The organism is Prosthecobacter sp., assembly GCF_044373815.1.
In the GTDB taxonomy this organism is placed as follows: domain Bacteria; phylum Verrucomicrobiota; class Verrucomicrobiia; order Verrucomicrobiales; family Verrucomicrobiaceae; genus Prosthecobacter.
In genome coordinates this window covers 1-22,178 of record NZ_JBIPNG010000057.1, presented here as the reverse complement: position 1 = coordinate 22,178, position 22,178 = coordinate 1, and the positions used below count along the sequence as shown (strand labels likewise).

24 protein-coding genes are annotated in these 22,178 nt (G+C 59.1%); 10 read left to right on the top strand and 14 right to left on the bottom strand.

The features are described 5' to 3' along the window. Window positions 1–397: universal stress protein (locus ACIREA_RS07420; protein ID WP_397381633.1), on the bottom strand; the 397-nt coding region annotated here is incomplete at its 3' end. A gap of 14 nt (window positions 398–411) precedes the next feature. Next, a complete protein-coding gene (locus tag ACIREA_RS07415) occupies window positions 412–1,248 on the bottom strand; it encodes a trypsin-like peptidase domain-containing protein (RefSeq protein WP_397381632.1) in 837 nt (278 codons plus the stop codon). 202 nt (window positions 1,249–1,450) lie between these two features. Here ACIREA_RS07415 and ACIREA_RS07410 point away from each other — a divergent pair, with 202 nt between their 5' ends. The 5 genes from ACIREA_RS07410 to ACIREA_RS07390 all read left to right on the top strand — a co-directional run bounded on the left by ACIREA_RS07410 (window position 1,451) and on the right by ACIREA_RS07390 (window position 5,293). Beyond that, complete coding sequence (locus ACIREA_RS07410; protein ID WP_397381631.1) at window positions 1,451–1,687, top strand: hypothetical protein; 237 nt, start codon at window positions 1,451–1,453, stop codon at window positions 1,685–1,687. A 59-nt stretch (window positions 1,688–1,746) separates the two neighbouring features. Then, window positions 1,747–2,373 (top strand): hypothetical protein, encoded by a 627-nt coding sequence (locus tag ACIREA_RS07405; RefSeq protein ID WP_397381630.1) that lies wholly within the window; start codon window positions 1,747–1,749, stop codon window positions 2,371–2,373. A gap of 68 nt (window positions 2,374–2,441) precedes the next feature. Further along, entirely contained in the window at window positions 2,442–2,651 is a 210-nt protein-coding gene (locus ACIREA_RS07400) for a hypothetical protein (RefSeq protein ID WP_397381629.1), read from the top strand. Window positions 2,652–2,717: 66 nt separating this feature from the next. Beyond that, window positions 2,718–3,701 carry a zinc-dependent alcohol dehydrogenase family protein gene (locus ACIREA_RS07395; RefSeq protein WP_397381628.1) on the top strand — a complete coding sequence of 328 codons (984 nt, stop codon included), beginning with the start codon at window positions 2,718–2,720 and terminating at the stop codon, window positions 3,699–3,701. A gap of 14 nt (window positions 3,702–3,715) precedes the next feature. After that, window positions 3,716–5,293, top strand: a complete 1,578-nt coding sequence (locus tag ACIREA_RS07390) for an AAA family ATPase (RefSeq protein ID WP_397381627.1) — start codon at window positions 3,716–3,718, stop codon at window positions 5,291–5,293. Window positions 5,294–5,316: 23 nt separating this feature from the next. Here the strand turns inward: ACIREA_RS07390 and ACIREA_RS07385 are convergent, their stop codons facing one another. Continuing rightward, window positions 5,317–6,114: a transglutaminase domain-containing protein gene (locus ACIREA_RS07385; protein WP_397381626.1), complete on the bottom strand. Its 798-nt coding sequence runs from the start codon at window positions 6,112–6,114 to the stop codon at window positions 5,317–5,319. Between the two features lie 146 nt (window positions 6,115–6,260). On the opposite strand from ACIREA_RS07385, the gene ACIREA_RS07380 reads away from it, so the two are divergent. From ACIREA_RS07380 to ACIREA_RS07365, 4 genes are all read left to right on the top strand, one after another. After that, window positions 6,261–7,103: a transglutaminase family protein gene (locus ACIREA_RS07380; protein WP_397381625.1), complete on the top strand. Its 843-nt coding sequence runs from the start codon at window positions 6,261–6,263 to the stop codon at window positions 7,101–7,103. Beyond that, entirely contained in the window at window positions 7,100–7,972 is an 873-nt protein-coding gene (locus ACIREA_RS07375; protein WP_397381624.1) for a transglutaminase N-terminal domain-containing protein, read from the top strand. Before ACIREA_RS07380 ends, ACIREA_RS07375 begins: the two co-directional genes overlap by 4 nt. Window positions 7,973–8,084: 112 nt before the next feature. After that, window positions 8,085–10,046: a threonine--tRNA ligase gene (gene thrS / locus ACIREA_RS07370; RefSeq protein ID WP_294401065.1), complete on the top strand. Its 1,962-nt coding sequence runs from the start codon at window positions 8,085–8,087 to the stop codon at window positions 10,044–10,046. A gap of 89 nt (window positions 10,047–10,135) precedes the next feature. Next, complete coding sequence (locus ACIREA_RS07365) at window positions 10,136–10,738, top strand: hypothetical protein (RefSeq protein ID WP_397381623.1); 603 nt, start codon at window positions 10,136–10,138, stop codon at window positions 10,736–10,738. A gap of 57 nt (window positions 10,739–10,795) precedes the next feature. Here the strand turns inward: ACIREA_RS07365 and ACIREA_RS07360 are convergent, their stop codons facing one another. The 5 genes from ACIREA_RS07360 to ACIREA_RS07340 form a co-directional block, all read right to left on the bottom strand. Further along, the gene (locus ACIREA_RS07360; protein WP_397381622.1) at window positions 10,796–11,647 is read right to left on the bottom strand and encodes an MYG1 family protein; all 852 of its coding nucleotides are present in this window, start codon (window positions 11,645–11,647) and stop codon (window positions 10,796–10,798) included. Between the two features lie 96 nt (window positions 11,648–11,743). Further along, window positions 11,744–12,394: a hypothetical protein gene (locus tag ACIREA_RS07355; RefSeq protein ID WP_397381621.1), complete on the bottom strand. Its 651-nt coding sequence runs from the start codon at window positions 12,392–12,394 to the stop codon at window positions 11,744–11,746. Window positions 12,395–12,415: 21 nt separating this feature from the next. Next, window positions 12,416–13,624 carry a saccharopine dehydrogenase family protein gene (locus ACIREA_RS07350; RefSeq protein ID WP_397381620.1) on the bottom strand — a complete coding sequence of 403 codons (1,209 nt, stop codon included), beginning with the start codon at window positions 13,622–13,624 and terminating at the stop codon, window positions 12,416–12,418. A 230-nt stretch (window positions 13,625–13,854) separates the two neighbouring features. After that, window positions 13,855–14,790 (bottom strand): SPFH domain-containing protein, encoded by a 936-nt coding sequence (locus ACIREA_RS07345; protein ID WP_397381619.1) that lies wholly within the window; start codon window positions 14,788–14,790, stop codon window positions 13,855–13,857. A gap of 38 nt (window positions 14,791–14,828) precedes the next feature. Further along, complete coding sequence (locus ACIREA_RS07340) at window positions 14,829–15,818, bottom strand: SPFH domain-containing protein (protein ID WP_397381618.1); 990 nt, start codon at window positions 15,816–15,818, stop codon at window positions 14,829–14,831. A 192-nt stretch (window positions 15,819–16,010) separates the two neighbouring features. Here ACIREA_RS07340 and ACIREA_RS07335 point away from each other — a divergent pair, with 192 nt between their 5' ends. After that, complete coding sequence (locus tag ACIREA_RS07335; RefSeq protein ID WP_397381617.1) at window positions 16,011–16,553, top strand: hypothetical protein; 543 nt, start codon at window positions 16,011–16,013, stop codon at window positions 16,551–16,553. Window positions 16,554–16,899: 346 nt separating this feature from the next. Here the strand turns inward: ACIREA_RS07335 and atpC are convergent, their stop codons facing one another. From atpC to ACIREA_RS07305, 6 genes are all read right to left on the bottom strand, one after another. Then, window positions 16,900–17,316, bottom strand: a complete 417-nt coding sequence (gene atpC / locus ACIREA_RS07330) for an ATP synthase F1 subunit epsilon (protein WP_397381616.1) — start codon at window positions 17,314–17,316, stop codon at window positions 16,900–16,902. A gap of 82 nt (window positions 17,317–17,398) precedes the next feature. Next, the gene (gene atpD / locus ACIREA_RS07325; protein WP_397381615.1) at window positions 17,399–18,856 is read right to left on the bottom strand and encodes a F0F1 ATP synthase subunit beta; all 1,458 of its coding nucleotides are present in this window, start codon (window positions 18,854–18,856) and stop codon (window positions 17,399–17,401) included. Between the two features lie 39 nt (window positions 18,857–18,895). Next, the gene (gene atpG, locus ACIREA_RS07320) at window positions 18,896–19,774 is read right to left on the bottom strand and encodes an ATP synthase F1 subunit gamma (RefSeq protein WP_397381614.1); all 879 of its coding nucleotides are present in this window, start codon (window positions 19,772–19,774) and stop codon (window positions 18,896–18,898) included. A 42-nt stretch (window positions 19,775–19,816) separates the two neighbouring features. Beyond that, a complete protein-coding gene (gene atpA, locus ACIREA_RS07315) occupies window positions 19,817–21,346 on the bottom strand; it encodes a F0F1 ATP synthase subunit alpha (RefSeq protein ID WP_397381613.1) in 1,530 nt (509 codons plus the stop codon). A 48-nt stretch (window positions 21,347–21,394) separates the two neighbouring features. Next, the gene (gene atpH / locus ACIREA_RS07310) at window positions 21,395–21,793 is read right to left on the bottom strand and encodes an ATP synthase F1 subunit delta (protein WP_397381612.1); all 399 of its coding nucleotides are present in this window, start codon (window positions 21,791–21,793) and stop codon (window positions 21,395–21,397) included. Between the two features lie 21 nt (window positions 21,794–21,814). Continuing rightward, a partial coding sequence (locus ACIREA_RS07305) for an ATP synthase F0 subunit B (protein ID WP_397381611.1) occupies window positions 21,815–22,178 on the bottom strand: 364 nt, incomplete at its 5' end.

Below are 22,178 nucleotides of genomic sequence, written 5' to 3'. Positions count from 1 at the left end.
GGGCGAGTTTACCGGATACGGAACCCGCTCCTGCGACGGTCTGGCCGGTGCCTGCGATCCCGGCGACAAGCAAGTCCGCCTTCAAGCTGCGGACGTGCTCCAGGATTTCATGCAGCGGCGTGCCAATGGCAATGGTGACTTCAACATCGGCGGGCACCTCAGACTGTGCCAGCCAGGCATTGAGCGCGGTGCGGGCACCTTCCGTTGCCGAGGTGGCCTGGCTCTCATAGGTGGATTCACGGCTGGAGGCCAGGGTGGCCACAGCCGTGGAGTCAACGACATGCAGCACGTGCAGTTTGGCGCCCTGCAGGCGGGCGATGCGTGAGGCTTGTTCGAGGGCTGCACGAGATCCGGTGGAGAAGTCCACGGCGACGAGGATGGTTTTGAGCGTGTTCATGGGAAGGGATAGGATCAGTGCGCCGGTTTGGGGGATGGAGAAGGGACGGCCGGGGCCATGTGGTTTTCACTGGCTTCCACCAAGGCGAGAGTCTCGCGAATCACGTCGGCATCGACGGCGACGGCGAAATGTGAAAAGTCGGAGGCCTTCGGGCTGACGCGCTGGATGATCATGCCCACGAGGTCAGGACGGGTGCCGGTGTTGTTGATGAAGACGGGAGCGCCGCTATCGCCGGGATACACGTCCGAGTTGATGAGAAACCGGCCATGGGCCTGGGAGGTGCCCAAAGGATAGGAGGCGACCCTGCCGCTGCGCAGCAAGGGGAAGGCGCCGTCTGTGCCGGGGAGGACTTCAGGATAGCCCAAAAAAGACACCTCCTCACCGACGTGGAGAGCTTTGCCATCGCGTGAAAGCGAGTTCTCATTCAGACAGGAGGGGATATCCGCGCGGGCCGCGATTTCCGCCGGGATGTGCAGGGCAAAGGCGGCGATGTCGAAGTCCGGATGACGGACATAGAACTTCTTTTTGCCCGTTGTCTTTGGCGGGATGAAGGCGAGCAGGGCCACACGGGCCCCGCCTGCTGCATCCGGGATGCGAAAGCCGATGATCAGCGGCCCTTTGCCCATGGTTTCCAAAACATGGACGGAGGTGAACACGACGGGAATCTTGCCGCCCGGTGCGCCGGGGTCACGATGGTTGATGACAAAGCCGGTGGCGGCACCCCTGAATGTGACCAGGGGGTAGGTGGACCACATCATTTTTTCGCTCACGTTCATGCGTCCCGCACATGAGGTGCCTGCAAACGGCAGGGTCAGCGCGAGGAGGAGGACATGGGGGAGGTGCTTTATCATCGAGGGCTTGCAGGTGCCAGGAGGGCCTTCAAGCGGAGATACTGAAAGGTGGGTGGCAGTGGAGATGAAGAGCGTTAGGCCATGGCTGATCTCCGGAGCAATGGGCAGAGGCACCTGATGAGGCTCAGTAAACGGCTGAGATGCATGAAGCGCTCTTCCTTATGGCGGCTGCACGGGGGCGCATCCACCTGCTGACTCCCTCATGAAAGTCCTCATTCTTGCCGCCGCGCTTTCTCTGGCCGCCGTGTCGAGCTGCCATAAAATACCCGATGACAGCAGTCCGCCCCGCCCGGAGGTGGGCCCGGCTCCTGCGCCAAGGCCCAAGCCTGCCGCGGCTGCGATACCAGCGCCTGTTATTCCCGTGCCTCCGGCCGCAGGCGCCGCCCACAGGCCGGTGCCTCTGCCGCCGAACCCAGGGCCGGGCAGCGGTCAGTTTTGAGCAAGGCTGGCACAACGAGAGTGTGCCATGGTTTGGAAATTCCCGCTTATATCTCCCACATGAACGAAAAACTCGACACCCTGCTGGAAAAGATGCGCGGTCTGGAAACGGAAATTTTGCGCGAGCTGCAAAAGAAGGAGCTGGAGTTCTTCTATGAGGTGCGCCAGGGCAAGATCCGCTTCACAGAAGAGGCACGGGCCCGGCACAAGCTGCTGGTGAAGAGGTTCGCGGCGTATGTCCGGGACTCGCGTTTCATGATCATTGCCACAGGGCCGGTGATCTGGGCGGGCATCATCCCCATCGCGATTTTGGACTTTTTCATGATCGTTTATCAGGCCATCTGTTTTCCGGTCTATGGCATCCCCAAGGTGAAGCGGAGCGACTACATCAAGCTGGACCGCAAGTATCTGGCCTATCTGAACTGGGCGGAGAAACTCAACTGCGAGTACTGCGGCTATGCCAATGGTGTGCTGGCCTGCGCCACGGAGATCGCCGCACGCACGGAGCAGTACTGGTGCCCGATCAAGCACGCGCTGCGCATGAAGTCCATGCACAGCCGCTACCGGCATTTCTTCGATTACGGCGACGCCGAGAGCTACCGGCAGCAGATTGAAACGGTGCGGCGTTCGTTTGAGGACATTGCGAAGAGTGATGAGCCGGATGCAACCGCCCCCGCCAGCACATGATCCGCCCGGCAATGACCAAACCGGGAGCAGCCGCACATGCGTAAACATGATAAGATAACAGTATCGCCATGAAAACGAAAACAACAGCCACGAACGCCCCCCCTGAAACTCCAGCGAAGCCTCTTCCACGCAAGCTGGGGGCCAACCACAGCGAGACCGCCAGCAAGCCGCGCAAGCATGACAACAACTTCAAGCAGTCCAAAGACCTGCGCGAAGACCGAGGGATTCGCCAGGTGAAAGCGAGTCCGAAATCCCAGTCCGCGCGCGGTGGGCGCTGATGGCCATCAATCATCATCCACCAACGATCCAGCCACTGGCGGGGTCTTCTTGAAGGGCTTTGCAGCATGAAAGCGATGTGCCTCGAATCTCCCGGCGGGCCGCTGGTCTGCCGGGAGGTGGAACGGCCAGCGCCTGCTGCGGGCCAGGTGCTGGTGAAAGTCACCGCCTGTGCCGTCTGCCGCACCGATCTGCATGTGCTGGACGGTGAACTGCCGCATCCCAAACTGCCGCTTATTCCTGGGCATGAGATCGTCGGCACCATCGAGGCACTGGGAAATGGAGTGGCGGGATTTCACATCGGCCAGCGTGTGGGCATTCCATGGCTTGGCTGGACCTGCGGTGCTTGTGCCTACTGCTGCAGCGGTCGCGAAAACCTCTGCGATGAGGCCAAGTTCACCGGCTATACGCTTGATGGTGGCTATGCGGATTACACGGTGGCGGATTCACGCTACTGTTTCCCTCTGCCCGGTGGCGGGAGTGATGTTTCCATGGCCCCGCTGCTCTGTGCCGGACTCATCGGGTATCGTTCACTGAAGAAGACCGGAGCCGCGCAGCGGCTGGGGATCTATGGGTTTGGGGCGGCGGCGCACATCGTCATTCAAGTGGCGCTTCATCAAGGGCGCGAGGTGTATGCTTTCACGAGGGCGGGTGATGAGGATGCGCAGAACTTTGCGCGCAGGCTTGGTGCCGTGTGGGCTGGTGCCTCGGATGAGCGTCCGCCGGAAATGCTGAATGCCTCCATCATCTTTGCGCCTGTGGGTGAGCTGGTGCCTGCCGCGCTCCGCACGCTCGTCAAAGGCGGCACCGTGGTCTGCGGAGGGATTCACATGAGCGACATTCCTTCCTTCTCGTACGATGACCTGTGGCACGAACGCAGCATCTGCTCCGTGGCGAATCTCACCCGTAGTGATGGCGATGAATTTCTCCCGCTCGCAGCAAGCATTCCTGTGCGGGTGGAGACGCAAAGCTTTCCGCTGGAGGCTGCGAACGAAGCCCTGGCCATGCTGCGGGCTGGCCGTCTGAACGGAGCCGCCGTGCTGGTGCCGTAACCCAAACCTTCCCCATGATCTCCGCCGCCACCCAACGCCTGCTGGATTTCTTGTCCCAAGCTGAGTCCTACCCGCACCGCCCGCCCCAGGTCACGCTGGTGCAGACACATGCGTCATGGGTCTTCATCGCGCCGCCCTTTGTTTACAAAATCAAGAAGCCGGTGAACCTGGGATTTCTGGACTTCTCCACGCTCGAACTTCGCCATGAAGACTGCAAGCACGAGGTGGTGCTCAACCGCCGCCTCGCTGAGGATGTCTATCTGGGAATCGAGCCCATCTGTGAGCATGAGGGCAGCCTTCACTTCGGAGGCTACGGTGTGGTTGTCGAGTGGGCGGTGAAAATGAGGCAGATGGACCCGCGTTTCTTTTTGCTGGAGCTCATGAAGACTCAGAATGTGGGCCGTCGTGAAATGGACCGTATCGCGGAAAAGTTGCAGCGCTTCTACGGGACCCAGCCACCGCTGCCGCCGGGTGATGTGAGGACGGCCAATGAGCATCTGCGACAAGGCACCGAGGACAACTTCAAGACCTCCGCGCAGTTTGTCGGCCCAAGCCTCTCTCAGAGCGCGCTGGATGCGATCGCGCATTATACCCGCGAGTTCTTTGCGCGGCATGGCGCCCTGCTTGACTCACGCCTGCATGACGGCTGGATCCGCGACTGCCATGGCGACCTGCATCTTGAGCACATACACCTTTCTCCTGAAGCTGTGAGCATCTATGACTGCATTGAGTTCAACACTGACTTCCGCTGCATCGACGTGGCCTGTGACATCGCGTTTCTCGCCATGGATCTTGATTTCAATGGTCGACCTGATCTTGCGCGTTACATCGTTGAACGATTCGTGCTCTTGTTGGATGACCACGGAATGAGCTCGCTGATGGACTTTTACAAGTGCTACCGTGCCTGTGTGCGTGGCAAGGTGGAGAGCCTGCATGCCAGTGCTGAGACGGTGGCGGAATGTGAGAAGCAAGCGAGCCTGCAACTGGCGCAGCGATACTTTCAACTTGCGCTGCAATACGCGCTGGCGGGTTCCAAGCCGCGACTCTACGTCTTCATGGGCAAGGTGGCCTCCGGCAAGTCAGCGCTGGCCGAAGCCCTGGGGCAGGAGACGGGCTGGCCGGTGCTGTCTTCCGACCGTGTGCGCAAGAGCCAGGCGGGCACGCCACTGAATCATCGGGGAAGCGAGGCGGAGCGTGCGGCGCTGTATGCGCCCGCCATGACGAAGAAAACTTATGAACTGCTGTTTGAGCAGGCGCTTGCCACCCTGCGTGAAGGGCACTGCGTCATCCTCGATGCCACGTTTTCCAAAAGTGAGCACCGAGATGCGCTCAAGGAACTCATGGCTGCGGAGGGCTTTGATGTGCGATGGGTTGAAGCTCATGCCAGTGAAGCGGTGGTGCGTGAACGTCTGCTGCAACGTGATGGGGACTGTGAAGTGGTGTCCGATGCACGGCTGGAAGACTGGAAGAGGCTGAGCGCTGGATACGAGGTGCCGGATGAACTGCTGCCGGAGGAGAAGCTGTGCATTTTGGCGGATGGCAAGCTTGAGCAAGTTTTTGGCATGCTGCTGAAGGAGCTGGTGGTGCGGTAGAAGGTGTGGCGCTTCGCGGCAGATCAGCCGTCTTCGGTTTCGGGAGCGATGGCGACGGTGACTTGCATGGTGGTGCATGTAAACGGACCGAAGATGGAGGCGATGGCCACGTCTGCTGCATCCTGGCCATAGGCGATGACGATGCGGTTGCCGCCGGGATGATCCTCGGTGGCGTCGAAGGTGAACCAGTGCCCGCCAATGTAGGCCTCGAACCATGCGTGGAGATCCATGGGATCCAGACCATGAACAAAACCCACGACCATGCGTGCGGGGACATTGATGGAACGGCAGAGGGCGATGCCCAAATGCGCGAAGTCACGGCAAACGCCGTGCCGTGTGGCCACGGTCTCGAGGGCAGAGGTGGATGAATTGCTGGTGCCGCGCTGGAATTTGATGTTCTCGTGGATCCAGTTGCGCAAGCTGGTCACGTTCTGGTAGCTGCTCGGTGCGTTGCCCACAATGGATGTCGCGAGATCGCCCAGCTTGTCGGACTGACAGTAGCGGCTCGGCAGGAGGTAATGCAGCACATCCGCCGGGAGCTGCTTCACGGAGTGGAGCAGGGCAAGCGGCTGGCTGTCCAGCTCCGTCTGCACCTTGGCCCGGCATTTCATGGAGTAGTGAAAGCGGCCCCGTGGCATGACGATGCGCTGGCAGAGGTTGCCATAAAAATCGGTGTATTCTTCGACTGGCACGCGGGGATTGATGTCGAATTCCTCCCGGATGATCCACTGGCCTAAGCCACTGCGCGGACGAAGCATGAAGATGGCGTGAATCTCGACGGGAATAATATATTCAAGGCGGCAGGAGGCATCAATAATCATGGAAGGGAGCGAACGGAATCTCGCGCACTGCGGCCAAGATTGACATGGGGAGTACACCCCAGTGTGCCGGGTGCCAAGCGTTGCCTCGTGTCATCCAGCGCGATTGGTCCGTTGCTTGTTTCTTCTTCAGGCCGATGATCCAAGCCATGGCTTTTCAACTCAACGCTGAACTTCAATACGACGTGCTGATGAGAAGTACGATGCTTTTGAGTGTTCATGCGCTCGCCACCCGGAATCAAAAGCTGCGGATGGAATCCTTCACTGTGACGCCTGGCGTGGTGTGGGAAGAGCTGCCGGTGGGGTCGGGCGGGAACCGCTACATCCGATTGGACACGGGAGATGCCACAAGGCTGGAAGTGAGCTACGCGGTGGTGGCCGAGACGCGGCACAAGATAGTGGATCATGAAGAGATTCAGGGCATCCCGATTTCTGAAATCCATCGTTCGGCCATTTCGTATCTGTTCCCAAGCCGCTACTGCCAGTCTGACCGGATGGGGCGTCTGGCGATGAAGATGTTTGGCAACATCGAGCATCCCTACCATCAGACGGTGGCCATCGCGGACTGGATCTATAACAACATCGACTACCTGAGCGGCACGACGAATGAGGAGACCTCCGCCTATGACACGGTGACGCAGCGTGCGGGTGTGTGCCGTGATTTTGCGCACCTCGGGATCGCTTTCTGCAGGGCGCTTTCGATTCCTGCCCGTTATTATGCCGGCTATGCCTGCGACATGCAGCCGCCAGATTTTCACGCCTGTTTTGAGGCCTGCATCGGCAACCGGTGGTTCATTTTTGATCCCACGCAGCGTGCTGCGCTCAACGGGCTGGTCCGAATCGCCACCGGGCGCGATGCTGCGGACGCTGCCGTGGCCACGATTTTTGGACAGATGCAGATGACCGGCATGTCGGTGTCCTGTGTGTCAGATGAATTTCAACCGCTCAGTGCCGCCGATCTGGCGGGCCGGGCCGTAATGATAGCGCCATGAGCGACAGCCATCTGCTGAGGATCATTCACCGCACGCACTACCAATATGTGCAGCCGGTGACCTTCGAGATGCATCGTCTGGTGATCCGTCCGCGTGAGGGGCACGACTTGCGCGTGGAGAGCCTGAATCTTTCCATCACCCCGGCGGCGGATGTGACGTGGGCATGGGATGTTTTCGGGAACTCAATCGCCTATGCGCATTTTCGTGAGCCGGGCAAGGAGTTGAAAATTGATGTGGATGTGGTGGTGCGGCGCTTTTTTTCGCCGGACACGCCCCCCAAAAAGCCGCACAGCCCCAATCCTTATCCACTGGAGTATGACCTGCTGGAGCAGGCCATCCTGAAGGGGTATATGACACCGGTCTTCGCCGAGGAAACGGCCGCCATGCAGGCTTGGATCGCCACGCTGCCAAACCCAAGGGAGTTTCCAAGCGCCGAGGCTTTCGTGCTGCAAGTGGCGGAAGCGATCCACCAGAAGGTCCGCTACATGCGCCGCGAGCAGAAGGGGGTGCAGACGCCGGGAACCACCTTGTCTCTGGGCAGCGGATCGTGCCGCGATGTGGCGACGCTGATGATGGAAACGCTGCGGCATTTGGGCATCGCCGCGCGCTTTGCCAGCGGCTATCTGGACTGCTCCGCGACGCGTGCGGCACGTGGCTCGACCCATGCATGGGCTGAGGTGTATTTCCCACAACTTGGCTGGCGTGGCTTTGACCCGACGACGGGAAAACGGTGTGAGCACCGGCACATCGTCACCGGGACGAGCCACCATCCGCGCGGCGTGATGCCGGTGAGCGGGCGGTATTTCGGGCCGTCAGGAGCGTTCCTGAGCATGGAGGTCGGCGTGGAGTTTTCGACGCCGGAGCAGTAGGGCCTCATTTGATGGGGGCTGGAGGCGGAGAATGCCCTCGGCTGCTTTCCCTGTCGTTATCATCTTGAATCTCGTCGCGTCCTGCGGCATGGACAAGGCCCCACTTACAACCATGTCCGAAGCCCGCAAGACCCTCGAAGAACGCGCTCAGATGTCAGACATCGATCGCCTGCGCCACTCCTGTGCCCACGTGATGGCCACCGCCATCCTGCGCCTGTGGCCAAATGCCCAGTTTGCCTACGGGCCGCCGGTCGAAAACGGCTTCTACTATGACTTTGATCTGCCGGATCACCGCATCACGCCGGATGACTTCGAGAAGATCGAGGCGGAGATGAAGAAGATCTCCAAGGAGAACCAGAAATTTGAATGGAAGGGCGTCAGCCGTGACGAAGCCATCGCGCTGGCGAAATCTGGCCGTCTGGGTGGTCTGACGGAGCGTCCGGGGAATCCGAGCACGTTCAAACTGGACCTGCTGGAAAAGATTCCTGAAGGAGAGCAGATCTCGACCTTCCAGAACGGTGACTTCATCGATCTTTGCGCCGGACCCCACGTGGGCTACAGCGGCAAGTGCAAGCACGTCAAAATTATGTCCGTGGCGAGCGCCTTCTACATGGGCGACGACACCAAGCCGCAGCTTCAGCGCCTGTATGGCACGGCTTTCCCGACGAGCGAAGAACTCGCCAAGCATCTGGAACAGCTCGAAGAGGCTAAGAAGCGCGACCACCGCAAGCTGGGCAAAGAACTGAAGCTTTTCCACATCGACGAAGAAGTGGGGCAGGGGCTCATCCTTTGGACGCCGAATGGCGCGATCCTGCGTCAGGAACTGCAAAATTTCATCAGCGAAGAGCTGCGCAAGCAGGGCTACAGCCAGGTCTTCACGCCGCACATTGGCAAAGTGGGTCTGTACAAGACCAGCGGTCATTTCCCTTATTACAAGGACAGTCAGTTCGCACCGGTCATTGAGAACGACGACCTCGCGAAAGTGATCAAGGAAGGCTGCGGCTGCTGTGAAGTCATGGAGCGCCTTGGCGCCGTGTCTGCCCGCATGCGCCAGCAGCTCAACGAGCGTGCCGGCAAGGAAGTCATCACGGAAGACCGTGTGCTGCCAGATGACAAGCTGCTCGACGGTTTCCTGCTGAAGCCGATGAACTGCCCGCATCACATCAAGATATACGACAGCCAGCCGCGCAGTTATCGCGACCTGCCGGTGCGCCTCGCCGAATTCGGCACGGTGTATCGCTGGGAGCAGAGTGGTGAATTGAACGGCATGACGCGCGTGCGTGGTTTCACGCAGGACGATGCGCATCTCTTCTGCACCGAAGATCAGGTGGCCAAGGAAGTGCTCGGCTGCCTCAGCCTCGTGAAGATCGTGCTGAATACGCTGGGCATGCACGACTATCGCGTGCGCGTGGGTCTGCGTGATCCGGACAGCAGCAAGTTTACGGGTAATCCGGAGCAGTGGGACAAAGCGGAAGCTGCCTGCCGCGAAGCTGCTGCTACTCTGGGCGTGCCGTTTACGGAGGAGCCGGGGGAAGCTGCGTTTTACGGCCCGAAGATCGACTTCGTGATCAAGGATGTCATTGGCCGCGAATGGCAGCTGGGCACCGTGCAGGTGGACTACGTCCTGCCCGTGCGCTTTGACCTCACCTACAACGGCGCGGACAACCGTCCGCACCGCCCGGTGATGATTCATCGTGCGCCCTTTGGCAGCATGGAGCGTTTCTGCGGCGTGCTCATCGAGCATTTCGCCGGACATTTTCCAACGTGGCTCGCGCCTGAGCAGGTGCGCATCCTCACGATCAGCGAGAAGGTGGATGCCTTTGCGGATGAGATCTATGCTCAGCTTAAGGATGCCGGTCTGCGTGTGTCATTGAACAATGATGCGGATAAGATTGGGGCGAAGATTCGTTTGGCCCAGCTTGATCGGATTCCTTACATGCTCGTTCTTGGTGAGAAGGAAGCTGCCGCGCAGTGTGTCGCGGTGCGTCACAGCAAGAAAGGTGATCTGGGTGTGAAGCCGATTGCTGAGTTCCTTGCGGAGATTGCGGCGGAGGTGAAGGAGCGGAGGCTGTAAAGGCCTGTCTTTGAGCGTGAAATAATTCAAACAACAGGATGGGATACCATCCTGTTGTTTGTTTTGGTCGAGCATTCTAAAGTATCGATATGGACAGTGATGCAGCAGCGGCAGAAGGCAACATCACAATGGCGCTCCGACCGGTGCTTCCTCAACGTCTTGACTGGCCCTCGGTGATGGGATTGTTCATGCTGAATTTCGGCCACTTAGAGCTGGCGTTGTCGGATATTCTCAAGCTCCGCTCAAGGCCAGAGTCCAAGAATGCGGTGATAAAAAAGTCATTTCATGAGAAGATTCGGTGTCTTCAGCAACTGGCTGGCCAGCATCCCGCAATGGTGGCAAAAAGAGATCAATGGGAGGCGCTCATAGTCAGGATGGACGCCATTCGAGATCTGCGAAATCATTTGTCTCACAGCACGCTCCTGCATTCGGTGGCGGAGGATTTTAAGACGTTGATCCAGGTGCTCTGTTTAACTCAAGATGTGAGCGCCAATGTGTCGAATACGCTCAGGCTGACGTTTGAAGAACTGTTCGATCAAAACCAACGTTTGGCTGACGTGGTGGGTGAGTTGGTGGCATTGGATCACGGATGTGAAGGTGCTTACAAGCCTTTTAGCGGGACAATTGGAGACGATGAAATGTGGACTCACTGTCCTGATGACGCGCCTGGATCGGGCGATACTTGTTGCTAGGCACCTGGAGTAGCAGAGCAAGGAAAGGAGGTGATGCTTGATAAGCAGGGGTTGGTGCTACACACGTGCCAATCCCAGCAGCTCCTTCACGCGACTGATCTCCGCCGCTGAAGTCTTCGCCACAAAGCCACGCGCATGCGCGAAGTGGACGTCGGGTTGTTTGTCGATGCGGGTGAAGTCGTAGAGTGGGTTGTCGTTGTGGCGGGAGAGGCCGTAGCCGGAGCCGCGGCGGTCGGGGTAGATGAGGGCGGCGACGGTGGTGGCTTTGCCGATGGTGGCGAGATAACGATCAATGCCGGCGGAGGGTTCGTCGGGCATGGGATCGGTGCGGGGGAGGAAGAGGATTTCGTGGTCGTCCACGGTCCTGATTTGCGCCTGCCGGGCGATGTAGTCGAGGCGGGTGCGGAGTTCGCGCAGGTATTCCAGGAGATCGGCGCCGATGTAGCTGAGGATTTCCCAGAGGGGCTCGCCGGGCTCAAGGCGCTTGGCTTTGGCGAAGCGGCGCAGGACGGTGATGTCGATGGGCGAGTTGAGCTTGTTCATGGTGTTGCGGTCCACACCGAGCCACTTGGCGGTGACGTTGGGGCCGCGGGTGTCGAACCATTCGGCGGGTTCAAGCCAATCGCAGAACTGGCGGGCGTCTTCATAGACGCCGAGATGCTGCAGCACGAGGCTCAGCGCGCACACGGGCGGATGATCGGCAGGGAATTGATGATGGTCGAAGTTGTTGCGCTCCGGGGCGTGCTCGCCACCGACATCGACGACGGCAATGGTGGGGTCGGCAAGATCCTCTGGAGTGGGTTCACGGCGGACGATGGGCACGCGGTGCACGGCGGCGAGGAGGCTGCAGGCGAGGAGTTCGTCTTTATGGGAGCCGCCGGGATGGGTGAGGATGAGGGAAAGAGGCATGGGGGACTGGAGCGGAGCGCAGGTGGTCAAGAGGTCAAGGAATAGTCCAAACAGCATGGTGCGCAGTCTGGCCCAGTTTGACTGCTTCAACTCCGTCTATCGCTGCGTTGAGGTGCTTTGAATCAACGGCTTTATATAACCCTCGACCTTGTAGCTCCTGCGGGTCTCTTTGCCCTTGAGGGTGGTGATCTCTTCAAACTCCACGGTCAACCAGCCGAACAAACGGGTGCCGGGTTTGAACTCCTCGTTTTTCATCCGAAACGCTTTCTTGGTGATGCGCCACTGAAGCTTTTCGCCTGGAATGGTCATGGGATAGGTGGCTTCAAAGGAGCAGGTGATCTGCTTCTTTTCGTCGAGCTTCACCGTCAACATGCTGGCATAGGCGGGCATGCCACCGGTGATCACCAGATCCACGCCTTGTCCGCGCTGGGTCGCTTCACAGAAGGACATGAGGTGCTCTCCCTGGTGGGTTGAGATGCAGCTGGCCGTGTGCTCGATCTTGCTGACTGTTTTGCGGTTTGCCGGGCCTCCGGCAATGGTGTCTTCCAAATGACCGTCATCATGCTCGAGGATGTGCCAGGGATAGGACGACTGCTTGGATCTGAAAAAATCGGAGTCGAGGCTGGCATCGATCACGGCAGAGACACTCAAGGCATCGACGCAGCGATCCTCAGTGGTCTGTGCATTTCCGACCATCCAGAACCCGACGCAGCAGGTGAAGCATGCTGCTGCGAATCGGGTTCTCATAAGAGCGGGGGAGGGAGTGGATTACTCTCCTGGCAGCGGCTCCGTTGGCCAGGTCTCCAGCCATGGGAGGCCGTAGGCGTTCAGGTCAGCCATGAAGGGATCTGGATTGAGCTGCTCGATGTTCCAGACGCCGGGCTGGCGGTACTCGGTGGGATTGGTGAGGAGCTGACGCGCGGCGATCATGGCGGGCACGCCAGTGGTGTAGCTGACGCCCTGGGAGTTGGTTTCAACGTAGCACTCCTGATGGTCGCAGATGTTGTACACGTAGTAGCGCAGCGGCTGGCCGTCTTTGCCCGTGCCTTCGATCCAGTTGCCGATGCAGGTCTTGCCCTTGGTGTCTGCACCCAGGGTGCCGGGTTCGGGGAGAAGGGTCTTGAGGAATTCGATGGGAATGATGTCCACGCCCTTGTGCTTCACGGGATGGATGCCGGTCATACCGACGTTCACGAGCACTTCCATGTGCTTGATGTAGGCGTCGCCAAAGGTCATCCAGAAACGTGCGCGGCGGATGTCGAAGTGTTTGGTGAGCGACTCCAGTTCCTCGTGGTAGAGGCAGTAGATGTTCTTCGGGCCGATGCCGGCGGGGAAAGGGAAGCTGCGTTTGATTTCGAGGGGCTTGGTCTCCACCCACTTGCCATCCTGCCAGTAGCGGCCGTTGGCGGTGACTTCGCGCAGGTTGATCTCGGGATTGAAATTCGTGGCGAAGGCCTTGCCGTGATCACCGGCGTTGCAATCGAGGATGTCGAGGGTGTCGATCTTCGAGAAGTGGTGCTTCATCGCGTAGGCGGTGTACACATTCGTCACGCCCGGGTCAAAGCCGCAGCCGAGCAGGGCGGTGAGGCCCGCTTTCTTGAACTTGTCCTGATAGGCCCACTGCCAGTGGTACTCAAACTTGGCCACGTCACGCGGCTCGTAGTTGGCGGTGTCGATGTAATGCACGCCGGCTTCGAGGCAGGCATCCATGATGGTGAGATCCTGATAGGGCAGCGCCACATTGATGACGACTTCGGGCTTGTAGCTTTTCAGCAGTTTGACCAGCTCCGGCACGTTGTCCGCATCCACGGCGGCGGTTTGAATCGGGCGCTTCAGTTCTGCGGCGATGCTGTCGCACTTGGATTTCGTGCGGCTGGCCAGCATGATCTCACCGAACACGTCGGGAAGCTGGGCGCATTTATGAACGACAACGCGGCCAACGCCGCCGGCTCCGATGATGAGGACTCTGTGAGACATGAAGGAAAGAAATGACGAATGACGAATGACGAAATCAGAATGACGAATGCCAGATTGGCGGGAGAGCGAGTGTAGCAGACGGAGGTGGAATGCAAGCGACGGAAATGGTGGGATGAGGCGAGTGCAAGGGGTGGGACTTGCCAAGTCCCAGCTTGGAAATGCACCGCAAAGCTGCCTGATTTTCATCTTCCCAAACCACGGCACTTGGCAAGTGCCGCTCCTTGGGAGCATCACGCCTTCACTGGCGGCGGACCACCGTCTCTTCGCGCAGGCTGCGCAGCGAGGAGATCGGTGAGGAGGCCGCTGGAGGAGGCGGGCATGAGGGTGACGGTGGCTTTGCCGTTGATGATTTTTTGGGCTTCGAGGACGTCGAAGACGGCCTGGGCGACGTCGGGATCGTTGGAGATGTCGCGGAGGGCGTTGCCGACGATTTCGGGGCGGACGGCGGCGGCTTTGGCAAGCTCGATGGCGGCGGTTTTTTCGGCGGTGCTGGTGATGACGCTGACCTGATTGACACCGTCCTGCTTGATGGCGGAGGTGACCTGACGGAGGCGGTTGACGACTTTGCTTTCGATCTGCTTGATCATCATGGCATCGCGGAAGTGAACCTTGCGGATGTAGACGCTGCCGAGCTTGTAGCCCCATTCATGGGACTTGGGGGTGACTTCGTTGCGCACGGTGTCGCTCATGACGTGACGGTTCACGAGCATTTTGGCGAGCGGCAGATTGCTGAGGCAGCGGACGGTGGAGTTGCTGACGTTGGCGGAGAGGGAGCCGCGGGGGTCGGTGTTTTTGAAGAGGAAGGAGACGGGGTCGCTGACGAACATCTCATACCAGATGCCGATGCCCATGGGGGCGCCTTCTTCGGAATTGACCGGCTGGCTGCGCAGGTACATCTGGTCCAGACGCAGATCGACGATGTGGCATTTGCCGAGCCAGTTGACCAAGAATGCAGCGGGGCCGAGTTTCGCGGGCAGGAAGTGCAGGCCGGGTTCCTCAAGGGTGCCGACGACTTTGCCAAAGAGCAGGTACACCTGGCTGCGGCGCTCCTGCACGACGGCATAGAGTCCGATGATGCGCCCGATTGTGAGGATGAGCGGCACCGCAATGCTGCAGCCGATGAAGGTGACGGCGGCGGCGAGAAGGAAATGGGAGAAAGCGTCCATGGAAGTGTGTTGTTGGTTCCTGGTTCTTTGTGCTGGGTTTAATCTCTGCGGGTTTCGACGAAGACCTGGCTGGCCTTGTCGAAGAGGGCGAGGCGGACATTGCGCACGTAGGAGCGCAGGGCGGCGGTGCCACGGGTTTTCAAATCGAGGAGCTGGGAGGCGAGGCACTTGAGGGGCTCGACTTCGGCCTGGGCTTTGAGCGTTTCGATTTCAACGGCACGCTGGGATTGCACGATTTTTTGATCGGCGCTGGCCTGGGCGAGGCTGATGTCGGAGGAGACCTGGTTGTAGGCGGTGTTGATGGCGGCGAGGGCGGACTCGACTTCATGCGGCGGGTCGATGCCGGTGATCAGGGAGGCGTCCAGCACGATGCCGTAGCGAGCGGAGGAGCTCTGGCATTCGTTGTCCATGTGCTCGTTGAGATCGCGCATGTTTTTGCGGATGTCGTTGATCGAGATGCCGATGGTGGAGGCGGCTGCAGAGTGCTCCGGATCGGCAGCGGGATCAGGCGGTGCCTCAAAGGTGGCAATGCGCTCGCGCAAGACGCTGACGAAGTAGCCCATGACGTGGGCGTAGGCGTTCTTCACACCGAAGACGAAGGCGTAGAGATTGCGATCTGAAACGCGGAAGCGGATCTGGCCATTGAGTCCGACGTTGAGCTGATCTTTGGTGACGGCATCGAGGATGCTGCCGGAGTTGTTGGCGGAGGGATCATCGGGATCCCAGGCCATGTTGACGGTGCTGGTGGCGATGTCGACCTTGTAAACCTTTTCCCAGGGCCATTTGAAATAGGGGCCTCCCGGCTGGATGACGCGAACCTGAGGGTAGTCGTAGCGCAGTTTTTGATCGGCGGTGAGATGCTCCGCGACGGGGTCATCAATCGTGCGCATATTTCCGACACGTTGCGCTCGGCCGAAGCTGGTTTTGACCGCGCGTTCGTTTTGGTTCACCGTATAAAATCCGGCGATCAGGTAACGCATGAGGAACCAAACGAGAAATCCAATAAAACAGCCAAAGGCAGTGGACATAGGAGGGATAGTAGGTTGCTGGTGGAGACTCCGGGGGAATGCCGGACATGCCAACTACAAAGGTGCGGCCGCGTTGGAATTCATTGCTCTAAGAATGTGATTTCCTGGGACTGACGAAAGGCTGGCGGCACACCGCCGGTTACTTTGCCGCTTGACCCCGGGCGGGGTACGCGGCAACTGCGAGAACCTACCATGAAAAATATTTCTCTTTTTCTCCTGCTCACGAGCGCTCTGTCATTGATGAGCTGTGCCACGGGTTCGAAGCCGCAGCGCCAGCCGGTGGCGGGTGGTGAGATGGTTTCCTTTCCCAGCCAGCACATCTCGTTCTTTTTGCCCGACGGCTGGAAGGTGATGCCGAAAACAAAGGGCGAGGGGCGGCTGCTGGGTGCGGCGCATGACAACGGCGACCAGCCAGGGGGCATCGTGTTTGCTCTGATCACGGCGCCTGATTCCAGCCACAAGGGAGTCAAGGACCCTTATTTCATCAAGGATTACCAGCGCGCCTGGAGCGCGAAGGGATTCACGAAGTTCAGCAAGCCGCAACTGGTGACGGTGGGCGGACGTGAGGCGATGCGCTGCGAAGCGCGCAAGCCGGAGACCAATCAATCCTTCTTGAACTACACGTTCATTGAGAAGGGGAGGATGCTCGGCCTGCTGTTTGCCTACTATGGCATGCCGATCTCGCGCGGCCCGGCGGTGCAGCGGATCGTGGATTCGTTCTCAATCGGGCGGTAGTTTGAAAGAGCATCAGATTGGCCGAATTTGAGGGGGCTGCTGCTTTCGAGCGGGTTGTGATGGGCGTGGGGTGACGGGTTTGCGAAGGGGTGCCGGCTGCCATGTTCGAGTGTCTCTGGGTATGCGTGTGCTGAACCGGCCTGCGAAAGCGGTAGCTGCGTTCGTTCCTCACTTCGCAACCGCAGTCCATATCGGAGGCGTGAGCCTGCGGAACACATTTGGAGTTCGACAGCTGTGGAAGAGTGGCTGCTCCTCACTGAGCAACCCCATTCCAAAAAAAAGACCATGAGATGGAGGTCTCATGGTCTGCTGTGCTCCGGGGTGGAGCGAATCTATGTGCCCCAAATCAAATGGTCTTGCGCTTGCGCTTGATGTTGAGATGGATCGTGGCGCGCTGGATGGCGGCCATGGCGGCTGCCACTTCTTCCTGATGTTCGCCAGGCTTGAGAGTTTCGAGGGCCTTCTTGGCGCGGGAAATGGCTTCTTCAGCGGCAGCTTCGTCGATCTTGTCGGCGTCCACAGCAGCATCCGTGAGGATGCGGGTGACGGAACCGGTGACTTCGACCAAGCCTTCGCCGACGGCGAGTTCGATGGTTTTGCCACCCTTGGTGATGCGCAGCTCACCGGGGACCAGGGTGGTCACGAGATTGCTGTGCGCAGGCAGGACGCCCATTTCACCCTCATACCCCGGAAGCACGACGGTATCGACCTCATCGGAGTAGATGCGGGCTTCAGGGGTGACGATTTCCAGTTTAAGAGGCATGGGCTAGACGGAGCGGTTAATGACGAATGACAAAATCAGAATGACGATTGAATGCACTGCCATAGATGGGCAGCACTGCAGCTTAGTCCTTCTTCACGCCGTCAATGCCGCCCTTCATGTAGAAGTTGGCTTCGGGAACGCTGTCGTGCTTGCCGTCAAGGATCTCGGCGAAGCCGCGGATCGTGTCGGCCACCTTGACGTATTCGCCCTTGGTGCCGGTGAAGATTTCGGCCACGTGGAAGGGCTGGGAGAGGAAGCGCTGGAGCTTACGAGCGCGGAAAACGGTGAGTTTGTCTTCTTCGCTGAGTTCGTCCATGCCGAGAATGGCGATGATGTCCTGAAGGTCTTTGTAGCGCTGAAGGACGCGCTGCACGCCACGGGCGACGCGGTAATGCTCTTCGCCGACGATTTCAGGCGCGAGGGCCTTGGAGACGGAGGCGAGAGGATCCACAGCAGGGTAGATGCCCAGCTCGGCGAGGGAACGCTCAAGCACGACGGTGGAGTCAAGATGGGCGAAGGTGTTGGCCGGAGCAGGGTCGGTCAAGTCATCAGCAGGGACGTAAACGGCCTGGAAGGACGTGATGGAACCGGTCTTGGTGGAGGTGATTCGTTCCTGCATCATGCCCATTTCTGCGGCAAGAGTCGGCTGGTAACCCACGGCGGAAGGCGTACGTCCAAGGAGAGCGGACACTTCGGAACCGGCCTGGGAGAAACGGAAGACGTTGTCGACGAAGAAGAGCACGTCCTGGTTCTTTTCATCGCGGAAGTACTCGGCCATGGAGAGGGCGGAGAGGGCGACGCGGAGACGGGCACCTGGAGGCTCATTCATCTGGCCGTAAACAAGGGCCACCTTGGAGCCGGGCTCGCTGATGTAACCGCCCTGCTCGTTCTTCACGATGTCGTGGCCGTTCTTCTTCACCTTGATAACGTCGGACTCGATCATTTCATGGTAAAGGTCGTTCCCTTCACGGGTACGCTCACCCACACCGGCGAACACGGAGTAACCGCCGTGGCCCTTGGCAATGTTGTTGATGAGCTCCATGATAACGACGGTCTTGCCGACGCCAGCACCACCGAAGGCGCCGACTTTACCACCCTTGGTGAAAGGGCAGATGAGGTCGATGACCTTGATGCCGGTTTCGAGGATCTGAGCGGAAGGATTCTGATCAACGAGAGCAGGAGCGGCGCGGTGAATGGCGTAGCGCTTTGCTGTTTTTGGGTCGGCCTGGTCATCGCAAGCGTCGCCGGTGACGTTGAAGATACGACCGAGGACTTCTTCACCCACAGGAACGGTGATCGGACCGCCGGTGTCGAGGGCGTCCATGCCGCGCTTGAGACCTTCCGTGGAAATCATGGCGATGGAGCGGACCCAGCCGTCACCCATGTGGCTCTGAACTTCGCAAGTGAGGCGGACCTGCTTGCCAGCCTGGTTGAAGTTGATTTCGAGGGCGTTGTAGATGCCGGGCAGCTTGCCAGTGGCGGAGAAATCCACGTCCACCACGGGACCGATGACTTGAACGATTTTGCCGATGTTGCTCATAAAAGAAGGGAAAAGTGAAAAGGGAGAAGTGAAGGGGGCTTATTCAAGAGCCATCTTGGCGGTGGTGATTTCGAGGAGTTCGTTGGTGATCGCGGCCTGACGGAGCTTGTTGTATTCAAGGCTGAGGTCCTTGATCATCTGCTTGGCGTTGTCGGTGGCGTTCTTCATGGCCACCATTCGGCTGGAGTGCTCGGATGCGCGGGATTCGAGCACCATCTGATAAACGGTGTCGTTCACATACTGAGGCAGGACCGTCTCAAACACCACAGCAGCGCTGGGTTCAAACTTGTATTCGAGAGAATCAGCCGCAGTCGGGGTGATCTCGATGCCAAAGTCACGCTTGCCACCCAAGGTCACCGGATTCACGGGGAGCAATTGCTCGACCGATGGAAGGATGGTGACCGTGTTGATGAAGTTGTTGAAGACAGCGAGCACCTTCTTGTATTCGCCGGTGCGATACTTTTCCTGGATGAAGCGGCTCACGGCGCGCACTTCAGCGAACTTGGCAGGATCCTTGATCGGGAAATCAGCCACCAGCGTGCGGCGCAGACGGTTGATAGCCTGCACTGATTTGCGCCCGATGGTGACGTATTCGACTTCGCCTTCGATCTTTGTGGTGAGGAGCTTCTTGAACAGGTTGGTGTTCAAGGCACCGCAGAGACCTTTGTCGGAAGCGATAAGGAGGACGAGGGTCTTGTCTCCCTTGCCTTCGGCGAAGTAGGGGTGGATGCCTTCTTCGGCATGCGCCTTCAGGTTCACGAGAACCTTGTTGAGCATCTCGGCGTAGGCACGGCCATGGCTGGCCTGGTCCTGCGCTTTTTTCATCTTCGCAGCCGCGACGAGCTGCATGGCCTTGGTGATTTGGGCCGTGTTTTTGACCGATTTGATTCGGCGTCGGATGTCGCGGGTGGAGGGCATGTGAGCGGGGAGCTAGGGCGTGTAGCAGAAAACCGGAGAACTTTACTTCCAGGAGGCTTTGAAGTCATCGAGGGCGGACTTGAGGCCGGCTTCGACATTGTCGAGGGTCTTTTCGTTGGCGAGCTGATCCATGAGCTCGCTCTTGCGGGTGCTGAGGTAGTCTTCCAGTTTGGCCTGGAATTCCTTCACGCGATCCACGGAAACGGAATCGAAGTAGCCCTTCTGCATCGCGTAAAGCGTGCTGACCATGATCGGCAGGCTCTTCGGCTGATACTGCTGCTGCTTGAAGAGTTCCACGATGCGAGCACCGCGGTCGAGCTTGGCCTTCGTGCCGGCGTCGAGGTCGGAACCGAACTGGGCGAAAGCGGCGAGTTCGCGGAACTGGGCGAGATCGAGCTTCGTGGTGCCGGAGACCTTCTTGATGGCCTTCGTCTGAGCGGCGGAACCCACGCGGGACACGGAGAGACCGACGGAAATGGCAGGACGGATGCCTTGATAGAACAAGTCGGTTTCAAGGAAGATCTGGCCGTCGGTGATGGAGATCACGTTCGTCGGGATGTAAGCGGACACGTCGCCAGCCTGAGTCTCGATGATTGGCAGAGCGGTCATGGAACCACCGCCGTAGTTTTCGCTGACGCGGCATGAGCGCTCAAGGAGACGGGAGTGGAGATAGAACACGTCGCCCGGATACGCTTCACGACCGGAAGGACGCTTCAGGATGAGGGAAACCTGACGATAGGCAACGGCCTGCTTGGAAAGGTCATCGAACACGATGAGGACGTCCTGGCCCTGATCCATGAACCACTCACCGATGGCGCAGCCGGAATACGGAGCGAGGTACTGATTCACCGCGGAGTCAGAAGCGGAAGCGCTGACGATGGTGGTGTATTCCATGGCACCAGCGTCTTCGAGTGTTTTGACGACTCGGGCGATGTTCGACTGCTTCTGTCCGATGGCGACGTAGATGCAGTAGAGAGGCTTGTGGCCCTTGAGCTTGCCCTGTTCGGCGGCCTTGTTCTGCTGGGCCTGGGAAATGATGGTGTCGACCGCGATGGTGGTCTTGCCGGTGGAACGGTCACCGATGATCAACTCGCGCTGGCCACGGCCGATCGGGATCATGGCGTCGATGCTCATGATGCCTGTCTGCACAGGGACGGACACGGACTTACGGGCGATGATGCCAGGAGCGAGCTTTTCGACAGGATACTGGGTTTCACCCTTGATGTCGCCTTTGCCGTCGATGGCCTGACCGAGGGCGTTCACGACACGACCGAGGAGGCTCTTGCCTACTGGCACGGAGAGGAGGCGGCCAGTGGTCTTGACTTCATCACCTGCGCGGACGTTTTCGCCGGAGCCGAGAAGCACGCAACCGACTTCGGTTTCTTCGAGGTTCAGAGCGAGACCGTAGACACCGCCTGGGAACTCGATCATTTCGTTGAGCATGACATCGCTCAAGCCTTCAATCTTGGCTGCGCCGTCACCGATTTCACGTACGATGCCCACATTGGACTTCGTGACGGCGGTCTTGAGGCCGGCGATTTGGGATTCGATCTCCTGGAGGATGTTGCTCATGGTATTGCTTGTTTGAAAAAACTGAGAGAGGGGCTGAGGGCGGGAAAATTAAGCGGAAAGGGATTCGGACAGGGCTTTGAGACGGGCTTTGACACTGCCATCCCAGACGTCGGAACCGACTTTGACGCGGATGCCGCCAAGCAGTTTTGGATTAACACTGAATTTGAGGGTGAGCGGGCGGCCATACTTCTTCGAGAGGCTGACCTGGAGCTCGGATTGTGTGGCAGGTGGCAGCGCGGTGGCGCTTTCCACAGCGGCAAGCTGACGATCCACTTCATTGGCCACGAGGCGTGCAAAGGCATCGAGGATGCCGATGTAGCCACGGGGCTTGTTTTTAGCGACCGTGCTGACCACTGTGCGCACGCGGGTCTCATCCAGATTCCCGTCTGCGATACAGGCGCGGAAAAGCTGGCGGGATGTGCGGCGGGCTTCCTTGGTGATCTTCATGGTGGCGAAGCGGAGAGAAAATTAAGCGGAGACCTGGGCGGAGGTTTCCTGATTGATGCGGGACTGGTCTTCGGTGTTGAGGACCTTGCCGGTGACGCGGCTGGTGGCGTCGGAAACCATGCGGCCGAACTCACGCTTGAGCTGGGACATGAGCTGCTCCTGTTCAAGCTGGGCTGCTTCACGGGCCTTGGCGATGATGGTGTTGGCGGAGGAGACGGCCTCCTGCTGGCGGCGCTCCTGAATGAGCTTGGCGGCATCGTCAGCTTCCTTCACAAGGCGGGCTGCATCAGCCTCTGCTTTGTCGAGGATAGCCTGAGAATTCTTCGCTGCCTCGGCGGCGTCGCGGGTGATTTTTTCGAGCTTGGCTTCGCCATCGGCGATGCGC